General features: G+C 58.3%; 15 protein-coding genes and 2 pseudogenes. 15 read left to right on the plus strand and 2 right to left on the minus strand.

What is annotated here, in order from left to right; all coding sequences use genetic code 11:
- Positions 1–84 precede the first annotated feature (84 nt).
- Both PSH84_RS15970 and PSH84_RS29020 read left to right on the plus strand, forming a co-directional pair.
- Positions 85–1,803 carry a RopAA-2 gene (locus PSH84_RS15970; protein WP_305470549.1) on the plus strand — a complete coding sequence of 573 codons (1,719 nt, stop codon included), beginning with the start codon at positions 85–87 and terminating at the stop codon, positions 1,801–1,803.
- Positions 1,797–1,914, plus strand: a pseudogene (locus PSH84_RS29020) (IS3 family transposase); the annotation flags it as partial. The gene PSH84_RS15970 and the pseudogene PSH84_RS29020, both read left to right, overlap by 7 nt.
- 70 nt (positions 1,915–1,984) lie before the next feature.
- Here PSH84_RS29020 and PSH84_RS15975 read toward each other — a convergent pair.
- Positions 1,985–2,503, minus strand: a complete 519-nt coding sequence (locus tag PSH84_RS15975) for a hypothetical protein (RefSeq protein WP_122568254.1) — start codon at positions 2,501–2,503, stop codon at positions 1,985–1,987.
- A gap of 256 nt (positions 2,504–2,759) precedes the next feature.
- On the opposite strand from PSH84_RS15975, the gene PSH84_RS15980 reads away from it, so the two are divergent.
- The 6 genes from PSH84_RS15980 (at position 2,760) to PSH84_RS16005 (ending at position 9,047) form a co-directional block, all read left to right on the plus strand.
- The gene (locus PSH84_RS15980) at positions 2,760–3,485 is read left to right on the plus strand and encodes a GntR family transcriptional regulator (RefSeq protein WP_305481360.1); all 726 of its coding nucleotides are present in this window, start codon (positions 2,760–2,762) and stop codon (positions 3,483–3,485) included.
- On the plus strand, positions 3,482–4,270 hold the full coding sequence (locus PSH84_RS15985; protein ID WP_305481361.1) for an SDR family oxidoreductase: 789 nt from the start codon (positions 3,482–3,484) through the stop codon (positions 4,268–4,270). Before PSH84_RS15980 ends, PSH84_RS15985 begins: the two co-directional genes overlap by 4 nt.
- A 94-nt stretch (positions 4,271–4,364) precedes the next feature.
- Positions 4,365–5,297, plus strand: coding sequence for a 3,5-dioxohexanoate:acetyl-CoA acetone transferase (kce, locus tag PSH84_RS15990; RefSeq protein WP_305481362.1), 933 nt, complete (start codon positions 4,365–4,367; stop codon positions 5,295–5,297).
- Positions 5,298–5,353: 56 nt separating this feature from the next.
- The gene (locus PSH84_RS15995; RefSeq protein ID WP_305481363.1) at positions 5,354–6,232 is read left to right on the plus strand and encodes an SMP-30/gluconolactonase/LRE family protein; all 879 of its coding nucleotides are present in this window, start codon (positions 5,354–5,356) and stop codon (positions 6,230–6,232) included.
- A gap of 82 nt (positions 6,233–6,314) precedes the next feature.
- Complete coding sequence (locus tag PSH84_RS16000; protein WP_305470552.1) at positions 6,315–7,637, plus strand: MFS transporter; 1,323 nt, start codon at positions 6,315–6,317, stop codon at positions 7,635–7,637.
- Between the two features lie 69 nt (positions 7,638–7,706).
- Positions 7,707–9,047, plus strand: coding sequence for an MFS transporter (locus PSH84_RS16005; protein ID WP_122568260.1), 1,341 nt, complete (start codon positions 7,707–7,709; stop codon positions 9,045–9,047).
- 245 nt (positions 9,048–9,292) lie between these two features.
- On the opposite strand, the gene PSH84_RS16010 is transcribed toward PSH84_RS16005, so the two are convergent.
- Positions 9,293–10,120, minus strand: a complete 828-nt coding sequence (locus tag PSH84_RS16010) for an AraC family transcriptional regulator (protein WP_305471178.1) — start codon at positions 10,118–10,120, stop codon at positions 9,293–9,295.
- Positions 10,121–10,309: 189 nt separating this feature from the next.
- Here PSH84_RS16010 and PSH84_RS16015 point away from each other — a divergent pair.
- The 7 genes and pseudogenes from PSH84_RS16015 (at position 10,310) to PSH84_RS16045 (ending at position 17,499) form a co-directional block, all read left to right on the plus strand.
- Positions 10,310–11,451: pseudogene (locus PSH84_RS16015) on the plus strand (ornithine cyclodeaminase family protein).
- A 33-nt stretch (positions 11,452–11,484) separates the two neighbouring features.
- Positions 11,485–11,907 (plus strand): RidA family protein, encoded by a 423-nt coding sequence (locus PSH84_RS16020; RefSeq protein ID WP_092169062.1) that lies wholly within the window; start codon positions 11,485–11,487, stop codon positions 11,905–11,907.
- 58 nt (positions 11,908–11,965) lie between these two features.
- Positions 11,966–13,258, plus strand: a complete 1,293-nt coding sequence (locus PSH84_RS16025) for an NAD(P)/FAD-dependent oxidoreductase (protein WP_122568262.1) — start codon at positions 11,966–11,968, stop codon at positions 13,256–13,258.
- A 31-nt stretch (positions 13,259–13,289) separates the two neighbouring features.
- Complete coding sequence (locus PSH84_RS16030) at positions 13,290–13,538, plus strand: alpha/beta fold hydrolase (RefSeq protein ID WP_436278744.1); 249 nt, start codon at positions 13,290–13,292, stop codon at positions 13,536–13,538.
- Positions 13,535–14,731: a multidrug effflux MFS transporter gene (locus PSH84_RS16035; protein ID WP_305470553.1), complete on the plus strand. Its 1,197-nt coding sequence runs from the start codon at positions 13,535–13,537 to the stop codon at positions 14,729–14,731. Before PSH84_RS16030 ends, PSH84_RS16035 begins: the two co-directional genes overlap by 4 nt.
- 208 nt (positions 14,732–14,939) lie before the next feature.
- A complete protein-coding gene (locus PSH84_RS16040; RefSeq protein WP_122568264.1) occupies positions 14,940–16,247 on the plus strand; it encodes an NAD(P)/FAD-dependent oxidoreductase in 1,308 nt (435 codons plus the stop codon).
- 40 nt (positions 16,248–16,287) lie between these two features.
- Positions 16,288–17,499: an MFS transporter gene (locus PSH84_RS16045; RefSeq protein ID WP_240998513.1), complete on the plus strand. Its 1,212-nt coding sequence runs from the start codon at positions 16,288–16,290 to the stop codon at positions 17,497–17,499.
- The last annotated feature ends 1 nt before the right edge of the window (position 17,500 follow it).

A 17,500-nucleotide genomic window follows, 5' to 3' on the forward strand; every position in this document is an offset into this window, starting at 1 on the left:
GGCGCATATCAAATAGCCGCTTAGTTTTAATTTTTATCACATCCTTTGGAACGCTTCTCCCGCCACGGCCACTCAGGTGTAAGGATGTCTCCGCTCCTGCCAGAGTCATTTGCATTCTTCTATCTGCCGATCACTAAGAGTGATAACGCCATGGATACGCCTAATGTACGTGCAAGCCGCGAGCTGACTCGTGTACCTGATGAGATACAGCAGGAAGTAACGCAACAGACCTCTCACTCGCCTAACCTCGGCTCTATCGGGTTAGCGATGAGCACCCGGCTTCAAAACCATTTCGAGGCTCACCTTGAAACAGAAGCTGGCTCCGATCAACCCGCTGCCCCTGCTTCAAGCGCCCGCAATGCGGAGCTGAAGGCCATTCGCGATGATCGTGCTCAACGGTTAGAGGCAGGGGGCTATAACGTCCATGACATGGAGAAGGCGGAAAAAAACGCAGCCAGAGCCGACAGATTGTTTGCGTCAATAAAGTCAGGGCTGGGGGGCACGCCCTTTGCGGCACTTACCGAGGCCGGTAATTTCAAACCGTCCATCCTCCAGGTCGCGGGCAAGCAGGGCAATACAGTACGCCAAGCGGCTATAGAGAACGCCATGTCATGCTTGTATGCCGGTATGGCGGATGCTGCCGGTAACAAGATGATCGCGGGCTTTAAGCCTGGTTATTACCTTAAACCCGAGAGCGATACACTGCACCCGGCGCTTCAAGCATCAGTAGCGCAAAAGCTGCTGGCGTTGGACAAAGGTCCATTGCGTAATGCTTTCGACGAAGCCAATAAGTGGCTCACCGGGTTTGCCGTGCGTAATACTGCAATGTACGCATCAACGCTTGCCATGACGGCTGCTGGCAAAGAGAACCTGGATGCAATCCTGCAACCCGCCCTACGACCAGTCACGGCTATCATCGTGGGTATAGCAATTGAGCATTACAATGTAAGCCGCGATCGCACTAACCATTTAGCTGACCCTGCGATGCTCTATGGTCGTCGGGATGCTGTACCGCAAGGGCAGGCTCATAAGCCTATTGATCAAGATACCGAATGGCTGGATGACTTCGAGACCTTGAAGGATCTCGATGCCACTGCCCTGGTTAAGATGGTTTCCGCGCGGCTTGGTGAAGGCGCGGCTACGGCTCTGAATGCAGTCATCAGCGGCGACGCCTTGAAAGAGATACTGGACCCGGTCAGTGTTGTAGGAAATGGCCTCCTGATTGGCGGTTTTTCTGCAATGGGCGCGGCTACAACCGCCACAGCCAACTTGGTCAAGTCTAAGGAACTGGGAAAAATGGCGGCTACCGCCGCCTCGGAGGGTGTAAAGAACGTATTGGGTACCCTGGCTTTCGGGCTGTGGGCAGCTGGCGCCTCACTCGGTGGGTCAGTGCCGAAAAAAGCCATCGCTGCTGTCGATGCCCATGTACCAAAAGCAGTAGAAGGGAGCGCAGATGCCGCTGGCAGGGTGGCGGTCAAGGGCGGTGAGCTTGCACTCAAGACATCGCTCACCGGCGCCAGATTTGCCAAAGAGACAGCTGTTTCAGCGACCCACCACACAAAAAGTGCAGCTCAAGCGGCAGGGGATGGAATCATTAGTGTTGCTGGTGCCATTGGCAGCACCTCTCAATCGGCCTGGGACAAAAGCATTGGAGCTTTGAGGCAACGCCCCGCGGCCACCTCTCAAGGCCAAGCCGCTCCTGGTCAGAGCATGCCCATGCAGCCGCTCGCAGTTACGCAGGGTCAAGCATCGTCCTCAGCGCCCGCGCGTCCGCTTGCCCAGGATGATGGCGATATCGTGTAGCAGCAACTCCACAGAGCAGAACCCTGACGCCCGAGCAGCAGAAAATCCAGGAGTTGGAAGCCCGGAGCGCCCGTCTTGAATGGGAGAAATCCATTTAAAAAAGGCTACTGTCGTTGTACGGGGAGAACGGCATCAGCTCGAAATGGTTCAACCACCTCGCAGCGGATGCCGTGCGGTGTCCCTATTTAACGAACTTCAGGCATGCGAACCCAGTCTTGATTTGAAGCTGTTGAATGGGTTCGATGCTCTCCTGGTCGCCGACTTTCTTGACGACGCCTACGCCACAGAAATATTCGTCGCGGTTGAAGATTGGAAGAATGCCTGCCTTGGGCTTGCTCCAGGAGCCTTGGATCAAGGTATAGGTGGCGCCGTTCTGTGGCGTGAAGGAGAACGGTATTTGACAGACGCTGCTTCCTGCGACCTGCCCATAGGTCAGGATCAGCTCCTTATTCACGGCGACCCGAGATTCGATGTAGTCGCCGTTAGAGGGCAGGATGGTGTAACCCGCATAGCATCCATTGTCACTGAACGTCATGGCATCCAGTCTCGCACCATTTCCAGCCTTGAGGCGAACCGTTGCGGAGGGTTCATCGGGGCCGGGAACGACATACTGCTTACCCTGCAAAAACGAAGTGCAACCGCTAATTACCAAGACGCCGGCCAGCAAGATACAGCGGCTGGACTTTTGATTGAGGTACATCCATCTCTCCCTGATGCCATTGGGTGCCCTGACCATTCCGGGGCTTGGGACTGTCGAACAGCGGGCTGATAATAATGTATTCGATGATGTATCAACCAGCATTCAGGGTCTGGACTTGATGCGAGTGTGTAAAAACGCTTTCGCGACCCGGTCATCGCGGGTCCCTGACACCGAGTTCAGGGCAAAAAACAATTTGACATATGTTATTTGTGATCACATATTTGGCCTATAAGAACGCCAAATGTGAGCGCTACTCATGACAGATCGTCCGACCCTCCTGCCCACCATGCGTCAGGTTTCTCGCGATACCCTGCAGGATCAGATTTACCGCCAGATTCGGGAAGCGTTGATGAGCGGTCGCTTCCAGCCGGGCCAGAAGCTGACTATCCGCGGTCTTGCCGAGGCGCTGGGTTCCAGCCCGATGCCGGTGCGTGAAGCGCTCAATCGTCTCAGCGCAGAGAACGCCTTCGAAGTCACCGAAACCTCACGTCTGCGTGTCCGCATGATGACTCCCGAACGGCTGCGCGAGATCCGCGATGCCCGGGTTGCACTCGAAGGTCTGCTGGCCGAGAAAGCGGTCCTTCTTCTCAAGGACTCCGATCTTAAAGAGATCAGTCATCTGTGCGATCAAATGCAGCAAGCCGCCGACAGCGTCGATGTGCCCCGTTATCTGTGGACCAACTTTGCCTTTCACCGGCGCATCTACGCGGTTGCGAAAGCTGAAATGACCATCGCAGCCGTGGAAAATTTTTGGCTGCACATGGGCCCCTGCTTTGCACTTGTTGCACCCGATAAGGCGCACCTTCAGCGCTCAATGGAAGCGCACAACCGCATCGTCGAGGCTCTTGCCGAGCGTGATGGGGCTGCGGCCCGAGCGGCGGTCACCGACGACATCATGCAGGCCGCTGACTCCTTGGCGCGCCTGATCGTCAAGAACGGCCGTTCAAGGTCGTCTGTCTCTGGTGGAGTAAAAAAGGCATGAGCGTTCTCAACCGATTGATTCCCTATACCGGTCTGCGGGTGCTGATCTCTGGCGGCGCAGCCGGGATTGGCGAAGTGCTGGCGGCGGCTTACATGGAAGCAGGTGCCAAGGTGCACGTGTGTGATGTCAGTGAAGCCGCCCTCGCAGCATTTCGCGACCGGTATCCGAGCAGTGTCGCCACCCGTGCGGACGTGGGTGACCCGTCGCAGATCGAAGCGGTGTTCAAGGTTCAACGCGAACAGTTCGGCGGTCTTGATGTACTGATCAACAATGCCGGGATCGCAGGTCCTACAGCGGGCATCGACGCCATCACCGACGAAGAGTGGCAGCGCACCGTCGACATCAACCTCACCGGGCAATACCGCTTTGCTCATCACGCCGTGCCGCTGCTCAAGGCGTCACCCAATGCGCACTTGATCCACATCGCTTCAGTGGCTGGCCGCTTGGGTTACGCCTGGCGCACGCCGTACGCGGCGACCAAGTGGGCCATTGTCGGTCTGATGAAGTCCCTGGCATCCGAGTTGGGCGAAAGCGATATCCGCGTCAACGCCTTGCTGCCCGGTATCGTCGAAGGTCCGCGCATGGCCGGTGTGATTCGTGCCCGCGCCGAACAAATGAATGTGCCTGAAGCCCAGATGCGCGAGGAATACCTGAAAAAGATCTCGCTCAAACGCATGGTCACCGCCGAAGACGTCGCGGCCATGGCGTTGTTCCTATGCTCACCCGCCGCACGCAACGTGACCGGCCAGGCCATCAGTGTTGATGGCAACGTCGAGTACCTCTAAGCGTCTCGACCTCAGCTGCAACAACGGCCGGACATTATTCGGAGCCGGGCAACCCTGACCACTTTCTCGTCAAGAACAAGAATGGAGAAGACTCATGTCTAAAAAACGTCCGGTGATCATCACCTGCGCCGTCACTGGCGCCATCCATACACCTTCGATGTCGCCGCATTTGCCAATCACGCCGCAGGAAATTGCCGACGCAGCTATCGGTGCCGCTGAAGCGGGTGCATCGATTGTTCACTTGCACGCTCGCGATCCTCATGACGGCAGGCCCAGTCAAGATGTGGATTTGTTCCGCCAGTTTCTGCCGCAAATCAAGGCCAAGAGTGATGTGGTGATCAACATCACCACAGGCGGTGCGCCAACCATGGGTGTGGAGGAGCGTTTGCAGCCTGTGGCGCAACTCAAGCCCGAGTTGGCTTCGCTGAACATGGGTTCGATGAACTTCGGATTGTACGAAATGCTCGATCGTTTCACCGAGTTCAAGCACGACTGGGAGCGGCCGTACCTTGCGGAGAGCGACGATCGGATTTTCCGTAATACCTTCCGCGACATTGCTCATATCCTCAACACCTGTGCTGAAAACCGCACCCGCTTTGAAATTGAATGCTACGACATCGGCCACCTGTATACCGCTGCGCACTTCCTGGAGCGAGGGTTGCTTAAAGCGCCGATTTTCATTCAGTCGGTGTTTGGCCTACGAGGTGGCATTGGTGGTCACCCTGAAGATCTGGCGCATATGCGCCGCACGGCTGACCGCTTGTTCGGCGATGGGTACCAGTGGTCGATACTGGGCGCCGGTCGCAATCAGATTCCCCTGGGCACGATGGGTCTGTCGATGGGCAGTCATGTACGCGTCGGGCTTGAAGATTCGCTGTGGGATGGGCCGGGCAAACTGGCGGCGTCCAACGCCGATCAGGTCAAGCGCATTCGCACGGTGATCGAGGCGTTAGGGGGACGAGTGGCGACCCCGGATGAGGCCCGGGAAATGCTCAACCTAAAGGGCAAGAACCAGGTCAATTTTTAACCCCTGTTTTCAGTTGCCGGACGTCCATCTCAATAACAACAAGATAGAGGTGAAACATGCGTATCGAAATCGTCGTCGATGTGAAGACTACGCTGGGCGAAGGTCCAGTCTGGGATGTCGAACAGCAGCGTCTGTATTGGATCGACAGTTTCGACGGTCGGGTTCTGCGTTGCACCGAGGATGGGCGCGAGCTGCGGGCCTGGGATGTCGGGCAGAAAATCGGTTCCATGGCCCTGCGCAAGAACGGCGACGCGGCGATCGTCGCCTTGCAAAACGGGCTTTATAGCCTCGACTTGCCGACTGGCGATCTTGAATTGATCATCGACCCGGAGCCAGGCCGACCGAATAATCGACTCAATGACGGCAAAGTCGACCGTCAGGGCCGATTCATTGTCGGCTCGATGGATACTCAGGAGGACGAGGCCAGTGCCAAACTCTATCGCCTCGACCCGGACCTGAGCCTGCATACATTGGACGAAGGCATCATCGTGTCCAACGGTCCATGCTGGAGCCCGAACGGCAAAACGTTCTATTTCGCCGACACCTGGTCTGGTGAACTCTGGGCGTATGACTACGACAATGCGACAGGGAAAGTCGCCAACCGTCGGACCTTCGCCAAGGTCGACACATCCGCCGGCGGCGCGGCGGATGGCTGCACTGTGGATGCCGAAGGCTGCCTGTGGCAGGCGTTGGTATACGCCGGAAAACTGGTGCGCTACACCCCAGACGGGCAGGTGGATCGCATCATCGATATGCCCGTGAAGAAGGTCACCAGCCTGACCTTCGGTGGGCCGAATCTGGACACGCTGTTTGTCACCTCAATGGCCAAGCCGCCGCTTCCGCGCTTTCCCGAAGACGGCCAGCAACGCGGTGCTTTGTTCGCCATCACCGGGCTGGGTGTGAAGGGCATCGCCGAAAAACGCTTTGCCAGCTGATCGGCCACCAAACCGGACCTGACCGTTAAGGACAACTGAACTCTCTTCACAGGGCGTGCGCGGCACGCCTGGAGATTCTCCCATGCAAAATAATAAAAAAGCATCGCTGGGCAAGATCCATCGTTTCTCCTGGGTATCGTTACTGGTGTGCTGGTTGATCTGGATTCTCAACGCCTATGACCGCGAGATTGTGCTGCGCCTGGGGCCAACAATCTCCAAGCACTTCGACTTATCGGCGGACGAGTGGGGCACGCTGGCCACTATCGTCATGCTCGCCCTGGCGGTCCTGGATATTCCAGGTTCGATCTGGAGTGACCGTTATGGCGGCGGTTGGAAACGGGCGCGCTTCCAGGTGCCGCTGGTCCTGGGCTACACCGCGCTTTCGTTTTTTTCCGGCTTCAAGGCGCTCAGTGGAAGCCTGGCCAGCTTCGTCGCTTTGCGGGTGGGTGTGAACCTGGGAGCCGGTTGGGGCGAACCAGTAGGCGTCAGTAACACCGCAGAATGGTGGCCGGTGGAACGCCGCGGTTTTGCTCTGGGCGCTCACCATACCGGTTACCCCATCGGCGCGATGCTCAGTGGTATTGTCGCCAGCTTCGTGATCACCACGTTCGGTGAAGAAAACTGGCGCTACGTGTTCTTCTTCGCCTTCGTGGTAGCGCTGCCATTGATGATTTTCTGGTCGCGCTACTCAACCGCCGAACGTATCACCAAGCTGTACGTGGACATCGCCGCCAAAGGCATGACCCCGCCGGACAGCACGCCCTCGACCAACGTCAAAGGCCAGGCCTGGAAAACGTTCAAGGCGACGCTCAGTAACCGCAATATTGCCCTTACCGCCGGCAACACCATGCTGACGCAAGTGGTGTACATGGGCGTCAACATTGTCCTGCCTGCGTACCTGTACAACATACTTCACTTGTCGCTGGCCGAGTCGGCAGGAATGAGCGTGGTGTTCACGCTGACCGGCATCCTTGGGCAACTGGTCTGGCCGTCGCTGTCGGACATTATCGGTCGCCGGGTGACATTGATCATCTGCGGACTGTGGATGGCCGTCAGTGTCGGTGCGTTCTACTTCGCCAACACGACACTGATCATCATCGTCGTGCAATTGCTGTTCGGTCTGGTCGCCAACGCGGTCTGGCCGATCTACTACGCAGTTGCCTCTGATTCCGCGCAGCCTTCTGCGACATCGACCGCCAACGGCATCATCACCACGGCGATGTTCATCGGTGGCGGCATCGCACCGGTATTGATGGGGACGTTGATCAGCATGGGCGGTGGCTGGACCAGCCTCAACGGCTACACCGTGTGCTTCTTCGTGATGGCGGGCTGTGCACTGGGTGGGGCGTTCCTGCAGTTGTTTTCTCATCGGCCAGAAGTACTGGTCGCCCAGCTGGATCGCTGATCGTTTTGCTCCCGGCGGTCAGCACCGTCGGGATTTTCAGAGGCTGTAAAGGCCAAGAGGTTTTGTGCGATGACAACCACAAGAATCATCGAAACATCTGTTCTGCCCCGAGATTCAGCAACATTAAACAAACTGATGTTCGTCAAATTGATGCCGCTGCTGATCGCCGCCTACGTATTGAGCTTCCTCGACCGCACCAATATCGCGTTGGCCAAACATCAACTGGATGTCGATCTGGGTATTTCTGCTGCCGCGTATGGACTGGGAGCGGGATTGTTCTTTCTCACTTATGCACTTTCGGAGGTGCCTAGCAATTTGATCATGCACAAGGTCGGCGCTCGATTCTGGATTGCACGAATCATGGTGACCTGGGGCTTGATCTCTGCAGCGATGGCCTTTGTTCAAGGTGAAACGTCGTTCTACGTCCTGCGTTTGTTGCTAGGCATCGCCGAAGCGGGCCTGTTCCCCGGTGTCATGCTGTACCTGACGTATTGGTTTGGCCGGGAACAGCGAGCCCGTGCTACCGGTTATTTTCTGCTGGGTGTGTGCTTTGCCAACATCATTGGCGGCCCGTTGGGGGCTGCGCTCATGCAGTTGGACGGCGTCTTGGGCTGGCGCGGCTGGCAGTGGATGTTCATGCTGGAGGGTCTGCCAGCCGTGTTTTTCGCCATGGTTGTGTGGAAAAAATTACCAGACCGCCCGAACAAGGCCCCGTGGCTGAGCGCCGCTGAAGCCGAGCAGATCGAGCGGGGGCTGGCAGCTGAAGCGGAGGAGGGCGCCGGTCGCGGTGGCCACTCGTTCAAACAATGTCTGACTCCGCAAATCCTGTTGGCGATCCTTGTCTACTTCTGCCATCAGATCACGGTCTATACGGTGATTTTTTTCCTGCCCGGTATCATTGGCAAATACGGTGACCTCAGCACCTTGCAGATCGGATTGCTGACTTCCTTGCCTTGGTTGGCGGCAGCGGCGGGGGCAATAGCGCTGCCTCGATTCGCCACTACACCGCAACGCTCTCGACAGATATTGGTCATGGGATTGCTGACCATGGCTGCTGGCCTGGGAATCGCCTCGCTGGCGGGACCGGTGATCAGCCTGCTGGGTTTCTGTCTTTCGGCGGTGATGTTCTTCGTCGTGCAGTCGATCATTTTTCTTTACCCGGCTTCGCGGCTAAAAGGTGCGGCGCTCGCCGGCGGCCTTGGGTTCGTCAACTCTTGCGGTCTGCTGGGCGGTTTTTTCGGGCCCTCTGTGATGGGGTTGATCGAGCAAAGTACCGGCAACGCGATGGATGGAATGAAAATCGTGGCAATCATCCTGGTGGTTGCGGCAATAGCGGCATTGCGCTTACGTCAGGGCCATGAGCGCAAGGCCGATAAGCAAAGGCTGCAAGGCCGGCGGCAGCCTGTATGAGCGTTCTCTGACTGACATATTGTCAGTCGCTCGGAGTGTGCTGGCACCCAGGCGCCGCAGGCATGCCGGCGTGAGTGGATGACGCACTGAGCGGCGGCAGGGCTTCAATGTGGGCTCGAGCATTACGAGCGCTAAAAATGAGGATTGGGCGGCTGCCTTGGCACCTTGTTGAAACGCGAACCCTCAAGTTTCAATAGGGCAGACGCTATGGGGCCGCTTATTTTGCCGGCGAGCAGGGCCAGGGCTCAGGCGATGCTGATGCGGTCGTTATAGGCGTTCTGCAGCATTTTGCGCTGGTACTCGCAAGGGGTTGTACTGATCAGTTTCTTGAAGTCGCGCAGGAAGTGCGATTGATCGGAAAAGCCCAGGTCCAGAGCCAGTTCCGAGAACGACACTTCGTGTTGGGTATTCAGGGTGTCGAGGGCTGTCTGGCAGCGGATGATCCTGCAGAAGGTCTTGGGTGACAGGCCGGTGTCCTGGCTGAACTGGCGATGGATGGTGCGACTGGTGTAGCCACTGAGGTCTTCAAGCTGCTGGATGCGCAGATCGCCACGGCGCGCGATTGCCTGCTGGATGACCATCGCGGTGAGTTTCGATGTCCTGCCCATCAGGCGTGGGGCCAGGTAGTCGTTGAACAGCTTCACCTGTTCGTGCAACTGCGGGGCTTTGACGATGCTTTCGAAAATGCGCTGGGCAAACGCAGAGACTTCCAGCAGATCCCATTCCTGTTCGGTCAGGTCCTCAGCCAGTACGTTGATGAAACCAGGTATTACCCCCGGCGAAAAGCGCACACCGAAGTAATGATGCCCCTGGAGCAGTTCAACCCGTTGCGCCTCCAGCGGAGTGCCACAGATCCTCACACTCGGGCGTGTGGTATCACAGTCGAACACGATGTCCACGCAGCCGTCCGGCACCGCCAGCAGGTCAGCTGAGTGGGCGACATCGAAGGCATAGAAATGCGAAATCGCCGGGTGGTCGGAAGGTATTACCGAATACCGCGATGAACTGAGCACGAACCAGGGTTGTTCGTACGCGGTGCGGTGCCGTAGCGTCGGCGCGCGCAGGTTGACCATGACCGGACCCTTGAGTGGAAAAATACGCGAATAATCACGCATTTTTCGCGCCAACTCTTACGTGCGGGAGGGACAAGCGTCAATGTCCGAAATTTACAATACCGCCGAAAACCGCGCCCTGATACTCGACCTCGATAGCGTGGGAGCAGCGCCTACCGCAGCGATATCACCTTCAGTTCGAGAATAACTATGTCAACTACTACAAAAATAGACTTCATCTACCTGTCCGAGCAGGACATGATCCGCGCTGGCGTGACCGACATGCTGGCCTGTGTGAACACCATGGAGGAGATGTTCGGCCTGTTGTACATCGGTGATTACCGCATGGCAGGCCCGAACAATGATTCCCATGGCGCGATGGTGGTTTTTCCCAAGGATTCGCCGTTCCCGAACATGCCCAAGCCCACCGCTGACCGGCGCATGATGGCAATGCCGGCCTACCTGGGCGGCAACTTTTGCACCGCGGGCGTCAAATGGTACGGCTCCAATATCGCCAACCGCGAAAAAGGCCTGCCACGCTCGATTCTGATGTTTACCCTCAATGACCCCGACACGGGCGCACCGCTGGCGCATATGTCCGCCAACCTGCTGTCGGCGTATCGCACCGGTGCGATTCCCGGCGTCGGCGCGCGCCACCTGGCCCGCAAGGACTCGAAAGTGGTCGGTCTGCTCGGTCCGGGTGTGATGGGCAAGACCACGCTCGCCGCATTCATCGCCGTATGCCCGCAAATCGATACCTTGAAGATCAAGGGCCGTGGCGAGAAAAGCCTGAATGATTTTATTGCCTGGGTTAAGGAAACCTACCCACAGGTCACCACGATACAAGTGGTCGACAGCCTCGAAGAGGTGGTACGTGACTCCGACCTTGTTACTTATTGTAGCTCTGGTGAGGGTGGGCGACCCCTCAAACTACCCAATCGTCAAACGCGAGTGGGTCAAACCGGGGGCCTTCATGGCGATGCCGGCGTCCTGCTCCCTGGATGAAGGGATGGAGCGTGTCGACGTGCGCAAGGTGCTGGATAACACCGGTCTCTATGAAGCCTGGTTCGAAGAGTTGCCCAAGCCTGCGCACCACTGCGTACCGGTGATCGGCGTGCGTTTCATGGACATGATCGCCGAAGGCAAGATGCGGGCGGACGAGCTCGAAGACATCGGCAAGATCGTCGCCGGCGAAGCCCAAGGCCGTCGCAACGATGAAGAGATCATCATCATGTCGGTGGGCGGCATGCCCGTGGGAAGACGTGGCCTGGGGCACCGTGGTGTACCGCAATGCCATCGAAAAAGGCATCGGCGTGAAACTGAATCTGTGGGAAACCCCGGTGCTGCGCTGAGCCATTCCTGACCCAACTGACGAGACCTTCGACATGACAAAAATCATCAAGCTCAAGACCGGTTCCCCATTTGAAGACCAGGCCAGCTATTCGCGCCTGGTGGTGGTGGACAACTGGATCTATGTGTCCAATACCGCTGGCCGCAATCCGCAAACCAAACTGATCCCGGAGGACATCCTCGAGCAGACGCACCAGGTCTTCGCCAACATCGAAACCGCCCTGGCCGCCGTCGATGCAAGCCTGGCCGATGTGGTGTGCTCGCGGGTGTTCATCCAGGACCCCAAGGATGTGCCGGCAGTCATGACCCTGATCGGCGAGAAGTTTCGCGGCGTCGACCCGGCCAGTACGGTCACGTGCCCGCCGTTGGGTTCGACGGTCTACAAGGTGGAACTGGAAGTGACTGCCTATCGCAACGCCTCCAAGGCGCAAGTCGAAGTCATTCGTCTGTCGCAGTAAACCATTACACGGCCGTGCGCTTGCGCGGCCAACCTCCATTGCTTATCGAGTCTTGATCATGGCCCCGACTATTGCGCCCGTGAATACGTCTACCGTGTTTCCCACCGCGACCTCTGTCGTCATCATCGGCGGTGGAATCATCGGCTTGACGGCTGCGCTGACCCTGGCCGAGCGCAATATTGCCGTAGTGGTGCTGGAAAAAGGCCGTATTGCCGGCGAGCAGTCCTCACGAAACCTGGGCTGGGTGCGCAAGACCAGTCGCCATGCCGGCGATATTCCGCTGGCTCTGGCCGCGGACCGCTTGTGGGCACAAATGCCTGAGCGCGTTGGCGCGGATGTGGGCTACCGGCAAGAGGGCATCATGTTCGTCGCGCGCAACGAAGCGCAGATGGCGATGCATGAAGGCTGGCTCAAATCGGTCGAGCACCTCTCCCTTGATTCACGATTGCTCAGCAAGCGCGAGATCGCGCAGCTCGTGCCGGGCGGCAAGGATGACTGGGCCGGCGGGATCTACACGCCGTCCGATGCTCGCGCGGAACCGACGTTGGCCAGCAGCGCGATTGCCAAGGCCGCCATGGCCCTGGGCGTGGTGATCATCGAGCAGTGTGCGGTGCGGACGCTGCAAATGTCCGCCGGCAAGGTCAGTGGGGTGGTCACAGAGAAAGGCGAGATCCGCTGCGACCAGGTATTGCTTGCAGGCGGGATGTGGTCGCGGCGTTTTCTGGGCAATCTCGGCGTGTCGTTGCCGACGCTGGCCTTGACCTGTTCGGTGCTGCGTACCCATCCGATGCAAGGGCCCACCGAAATTGCCGTGGGGGCGCCGGACTTTTCGTTTCGCAAACACAAGGACGGCGGCTTCATCATTACCCAGCGCGGCAAGCTGGACGCCTTTTTGACGCTCGACCACCTGTTACTTGCCAAGCAATACATGCCGCAGTTCCGAGCACAGCGCAGCGTGTTGAACGTGTCGCTGGGCAAGTATTTTTTCAACGACCTGGCGCTGTCCCGGCGCTGGTCAGCCGACAGCGTCAGCCCGTTCGAACGCGTACGCGTGCAGGATCCGGCCGCCAACCCGCGGCTCAATAATGATGCAATGAATAACCTCAAGGCTGCCTGGCCGGTGTTCGAGCAAGCGAAGATAGCCCAGGCCTGGGCGGGTACCATCGATGTGACTCCGGATTCGAATCCGGTGATAGGGCCGGTCGCGCAAATTCCCGGCCTGACCGTGGCCACCGGTTTTTCCGGACACGGCTTCGGTACTTCGCCGGCGGCTGGTCACCTGGCAGCCGATCTCGTCAGCGGGCATACGCCGATCATCGATCCAAGCCCATATCGCTTTGATCGTTTCTAAGTCGCAGGTCCTGCACTCACGGAGCAAAACGATGTCCCCGGACAGCCGTTTTTTCATCAATCCGGCGGTGCGTGCCCTGGATTGGCCGACCTTGCTCATTCGTGGTGCACGCTCGGATGTTCTGCCGGCGGCGACGCTGCAAGCCATGCGCGACAGCAATGGGCAGGCGTGCATGGCCGAAGTCGCGGACGCCAGCCACTCTGTGTATGACGATCAAGGTGAGGTCTTCAATCGGCTGGTCGTCGCGTTTCTTGAACGCCTCGAGAGGCCGGGCCGATGAACGCACGTGCGCGGCTGATTGCATTGCTGTCATCGCTGACGGCCTTCGTGCCGTTTTCGATCGACACTTACTTGCCCAGTCTTCCGCAAATCGCCCAGGACCTGTCGAGCAGCACTGCGCAGGTGCAACATACCATCAGTGCTTTTCTCGCCGGGTTGTGCCTGGGCATGTTGTTCTACGGTCCGCTGTCCGATCGTTATGGTCGTCGTCCCCTGCTATTGGGCAGCCTGATGGTCTACGTGGTAGCAACCCTGGGGTGCCTGTTTGCCGGCAGTGTCGAGCAACTGATTGCCTGGCGCTTTCTTCAGGCGCTGGGCGGGGCGGGCGCATTGGTGCTGGCCCGCGCTGTCGCCAGGGATTTGGTGGGCCTGGTGCAGGCGGCCAAGGTACTGTCGTGGATGCACCTGTTGACCATGATGGCGACGCTGGTCGCGCCGATGATTGGTACCTGGCTGGTGCTGATCCAGGGCTGGCGTACGATCTTCGCCGCGTTGTTCATCCTGTCCAGCCTGTGCCTGTTGATGGTCGCGCTGGGCTTGAAGGAGAGCTTGCCGGTGCAGGAGCGTGGCGCGTCGGTTAAGGCGGCCTTTGCGGCCTACCTTGCCATTGCCCGCCAGCCGAGGGCGGTGGCGTTGATCCTGTGCATGTCTCTGGCGTTTGGCGGCATGTTCGCCTTTATCACTGCTTCGCCCTTTGTTTATGTCGTTTACTTCGGGGTGTCGCCACGGGTGTTCAGTGGATTGTTCGCCCTGAACATCCTCGGCATCATCCTGGTGACCTTCATCAATGCCCGCCGGGTGGGCCGTTACGGGCCGCAACGCATGCTGGGCGTGGGCGCCGTGCTGGCGGGCGGGGCTGGGCTGATGCTGTTGCTCGTAGGGTTTACCGAATGGGGCGGGCTGGCGAGCATCGTGTGTTGCATGGTGCTCTACATGGGCGTGACCGGTTTGCTCGGGGCCAATTGCACGGCCTGCCTGATGGCGCTGTTTCCACGCCAGGCCGGGGCGAGCGTCGCACTGGGAATCTCGGTGCAATTCGCTACCGGAGCGCTGGCCAGTCTGTGGGTGAGCCATTTGGCCGACGGCACGTCGTGGCCCATGTGCCTGGTGGTGGGGTGTTGCGGGCTGGGTTGCCTCGCAGCCTATGTTTTCACCCTCCGTACGCCTGCCCGCTCGGTAGCAGTGCAGGCTTGAGCCAACTGGCGGATGAGTTGTCAGCCTTAACCAAAAATCCGGCAATATTGGACATGCCAGCCCAGCCAATCCGCTACACACTATAGGCGTGATAAGCAGAGCGGTGTCGTTCGGATGCGCATTACGCGGCCAATGCAATGTTGGCTATCGATGCATCCAGGGAGGCTATCGTCGCTGTATGGCCCTGATAATAAAAAGGTAGGCTGGCATGTCGTTGTCTCTGGAAAACCCTTCTTCGTACTACACCATGACCCGTAAGTACGACCTGCATTATCGGGACCTCGAAGATGATATCGAGGCTGAGGTCGTGATCATCGGGGGAGGGTTTTCGGGTATCAACACGGCACTGGAGCTGGCCGAGCGGGGTATTACCAATGTGGTGGTGCTGGAAGCCAATTACCTGGGCTTCGGCGGTTCGGGGCGCAATGGCGGCCACGTGATGGCGGGCATCGGCCATGATCTGGAGACGATCGAAAAGGATGTCGGCCCCGAGGGGCTCAAGGCGATCTTCGAAATCAGCGACCTGGGTGCGAGCCTGATCAAGCAACGCATCGAGCGGTACGACATCCAGGCGGATTTTCGGCATGGTTACGGTTACCTTGGCTTCAACAAGCGTCAGGGCAAGCTGTTGCAGGCCTGGGCCAAAGACTTCCAGAGTCTGAACCCAGATCAGGAAATCACTTACCTGGAAGGTTCACAGGTACGCAGTATTGTCGGGTCCGACGTCTATACCTGCGCGCTCAAGCATATGGGCAATGGGCATATTCATTCGCTGAACCTGCTGCTTGGGCAGGCTCAGGCATTGACTGAAATCCATGGCGCTAGAGTTTTCGAGCAATCTCCCGTGCTTGAGGTGAACTACGGGCCCCAGGTCACCGTGAGGACGGCAAAAGGTTCGGTCAAGGCTGACAAGCTGCTGTTTGCCTGCGGGGCCTTCCTCAACAAGCTGGACCGTTCACTCGACCGTTCCACCATCAACGTGTATGCGTTCAATACGGTCACCGAGCCGCTGACCGACGAAATGGTCGAGCGTATCAGCCCGATCCGTGGCGCCTTCAGCGATATCACGCCGATCATCGATTATTACCGGATCACCTCGGATAACCGCCTGATGTACGGCACTGCCGGCATGCTGCTTGAGTATGTCCCTCTGGACCTAAAGGTCTGGACCCACAAAAAGATGTTGAGGTTGTTTCCCTACCTTGCCAATACCAAGATCGATCTGGCATGGGGCGGCCCGATGGACTGCACGATGAACCTGTTTCCACAGGTCGGCACGCTGGAAGGGCATCCGAATGTGTTCTATGTGCAGGGTTACTCCGGGTTCGGGGTCACACCCAGTCAGGTGATCGCCAGGGTTATCGCCGATGGCATGAGCGGTGGCTCGCCAGCATGGGATGCGATGAGCTCGATTCCGCGCAAGCGTATTTTCGGCAAGGACCGTTTCAGGGCTGTGCTGTGCTCCCTGGGCAAGGTTTCTCGCCAACTCAATGCCTACCGTGTAGGCCGCCGTTAAGCAAACTTGAGCCTCTGTTTATCAAGCCAGGACACTTAAAATGAAAACTACAAAAAAAAATCCGATCGATAAAGTATCCGTTTATCTGTGTGCAGGGCTGGTCTCGGGCGCAGGCGCGCTGTTATTGAACGTGCTTCCCGTGCTGTTTGGAGCGCTTGCGGAGCGTTTCGGCCTTGGCGAGCATCAACTGGGCAATCTCGCCATGGCCATGAACCTGGGGTTTGGGGCGTTCGGGCTGGCCTCCTTGCTGTGGATTCACCAGCTCAGTTGGCGGGTTATTTCGGCACTGTCGTCGGCTGTAGTGGTGGGCGCGGTGTTGTCTGTTTTGCGTGCCCCTTCCTATGAAATGCTGCTGGTAATCATGGCCCTGGCCGGCGCCGGGACAGGTGCTTTGTATGCCCTGGCCATGACGATCTTCGGTGACAGTTCTCAGCCTGAACGTGCGTTTGGTTTCAAGCTGGGTATCGAGACCGTGCCGGGTGCCTTTCTGCTCATCGTGCTGCCGGTGGCGGTGGCGCCCGTCTGGGGCTTTGAAGGCATGTTGATCACCATCGCCATTGCCATGGTGGTGATGGGCATCTTGCCGCTGCCCTGGGTGCCACGCCGCAGCGAGCGACAACTGGATGCGTCCGATGCCTCCGTGCTGATTGCCAGCGCCGAGAGTCGAGCCATCGTATGGTTGAGTCTGGTTGCCAGCCTGGTGTTCCTGACCGGCATCATGTCTGTGTGGGCGTTCCTTGAACTCATGGGGAAAAAGACCGGACTGACCTCCGATACCATCGGGATGGTGCTGGCATTGGGCTTTTTGATCAATGCCGGCGGTGGTTTCATCGCGTCGGCGATTGGCCTGAAGGTGGGGCGCTTCATGCCGGTGGCCGTGATCATCCTGGCGGAGCTGCTGGGCCTGGTGGCCCTGGCGCAGTTCTCTTCTCTTGCTACGTACGTTGCTGGGGTTATCTGCTTTCTCTTTTCGATCAGCTTCGTGCTGGCTTATACCTTTGGCGTCATGGCTGAGTTCGACCTGTCGGGCAAGCTGGTCGCACTGGGCGCGCTGTGCCTGTCCCTCGGTGCGGCATTCGGGCCGGCCATTGGCGGGTTCCTGATCGAGGAATTCGGCTACTCTGCAGTATTGGTGTTCTCCGGCGCCTGTTCGGTGGCGGTCCTGGCCATCTACGGTGTTGCGGTGTTGAGAGTACAGCTTGCGTTCAAGCGCACCCAGGGTTCAGACACCGCAGTCCTTTCCCGACTGTAAG

The sequence above is a fragment of the Pseudomonas beijingensis genome (assembly GCF_030687295.1).
Classification (GTDB): domain Bacteria; phylum Pseudomonadota; class Gammaproteobacteria; order Pseudomonadales; family Pseudomonadaceae; genus Aquipseudomonas; species Aquipseudomonas beijingensis.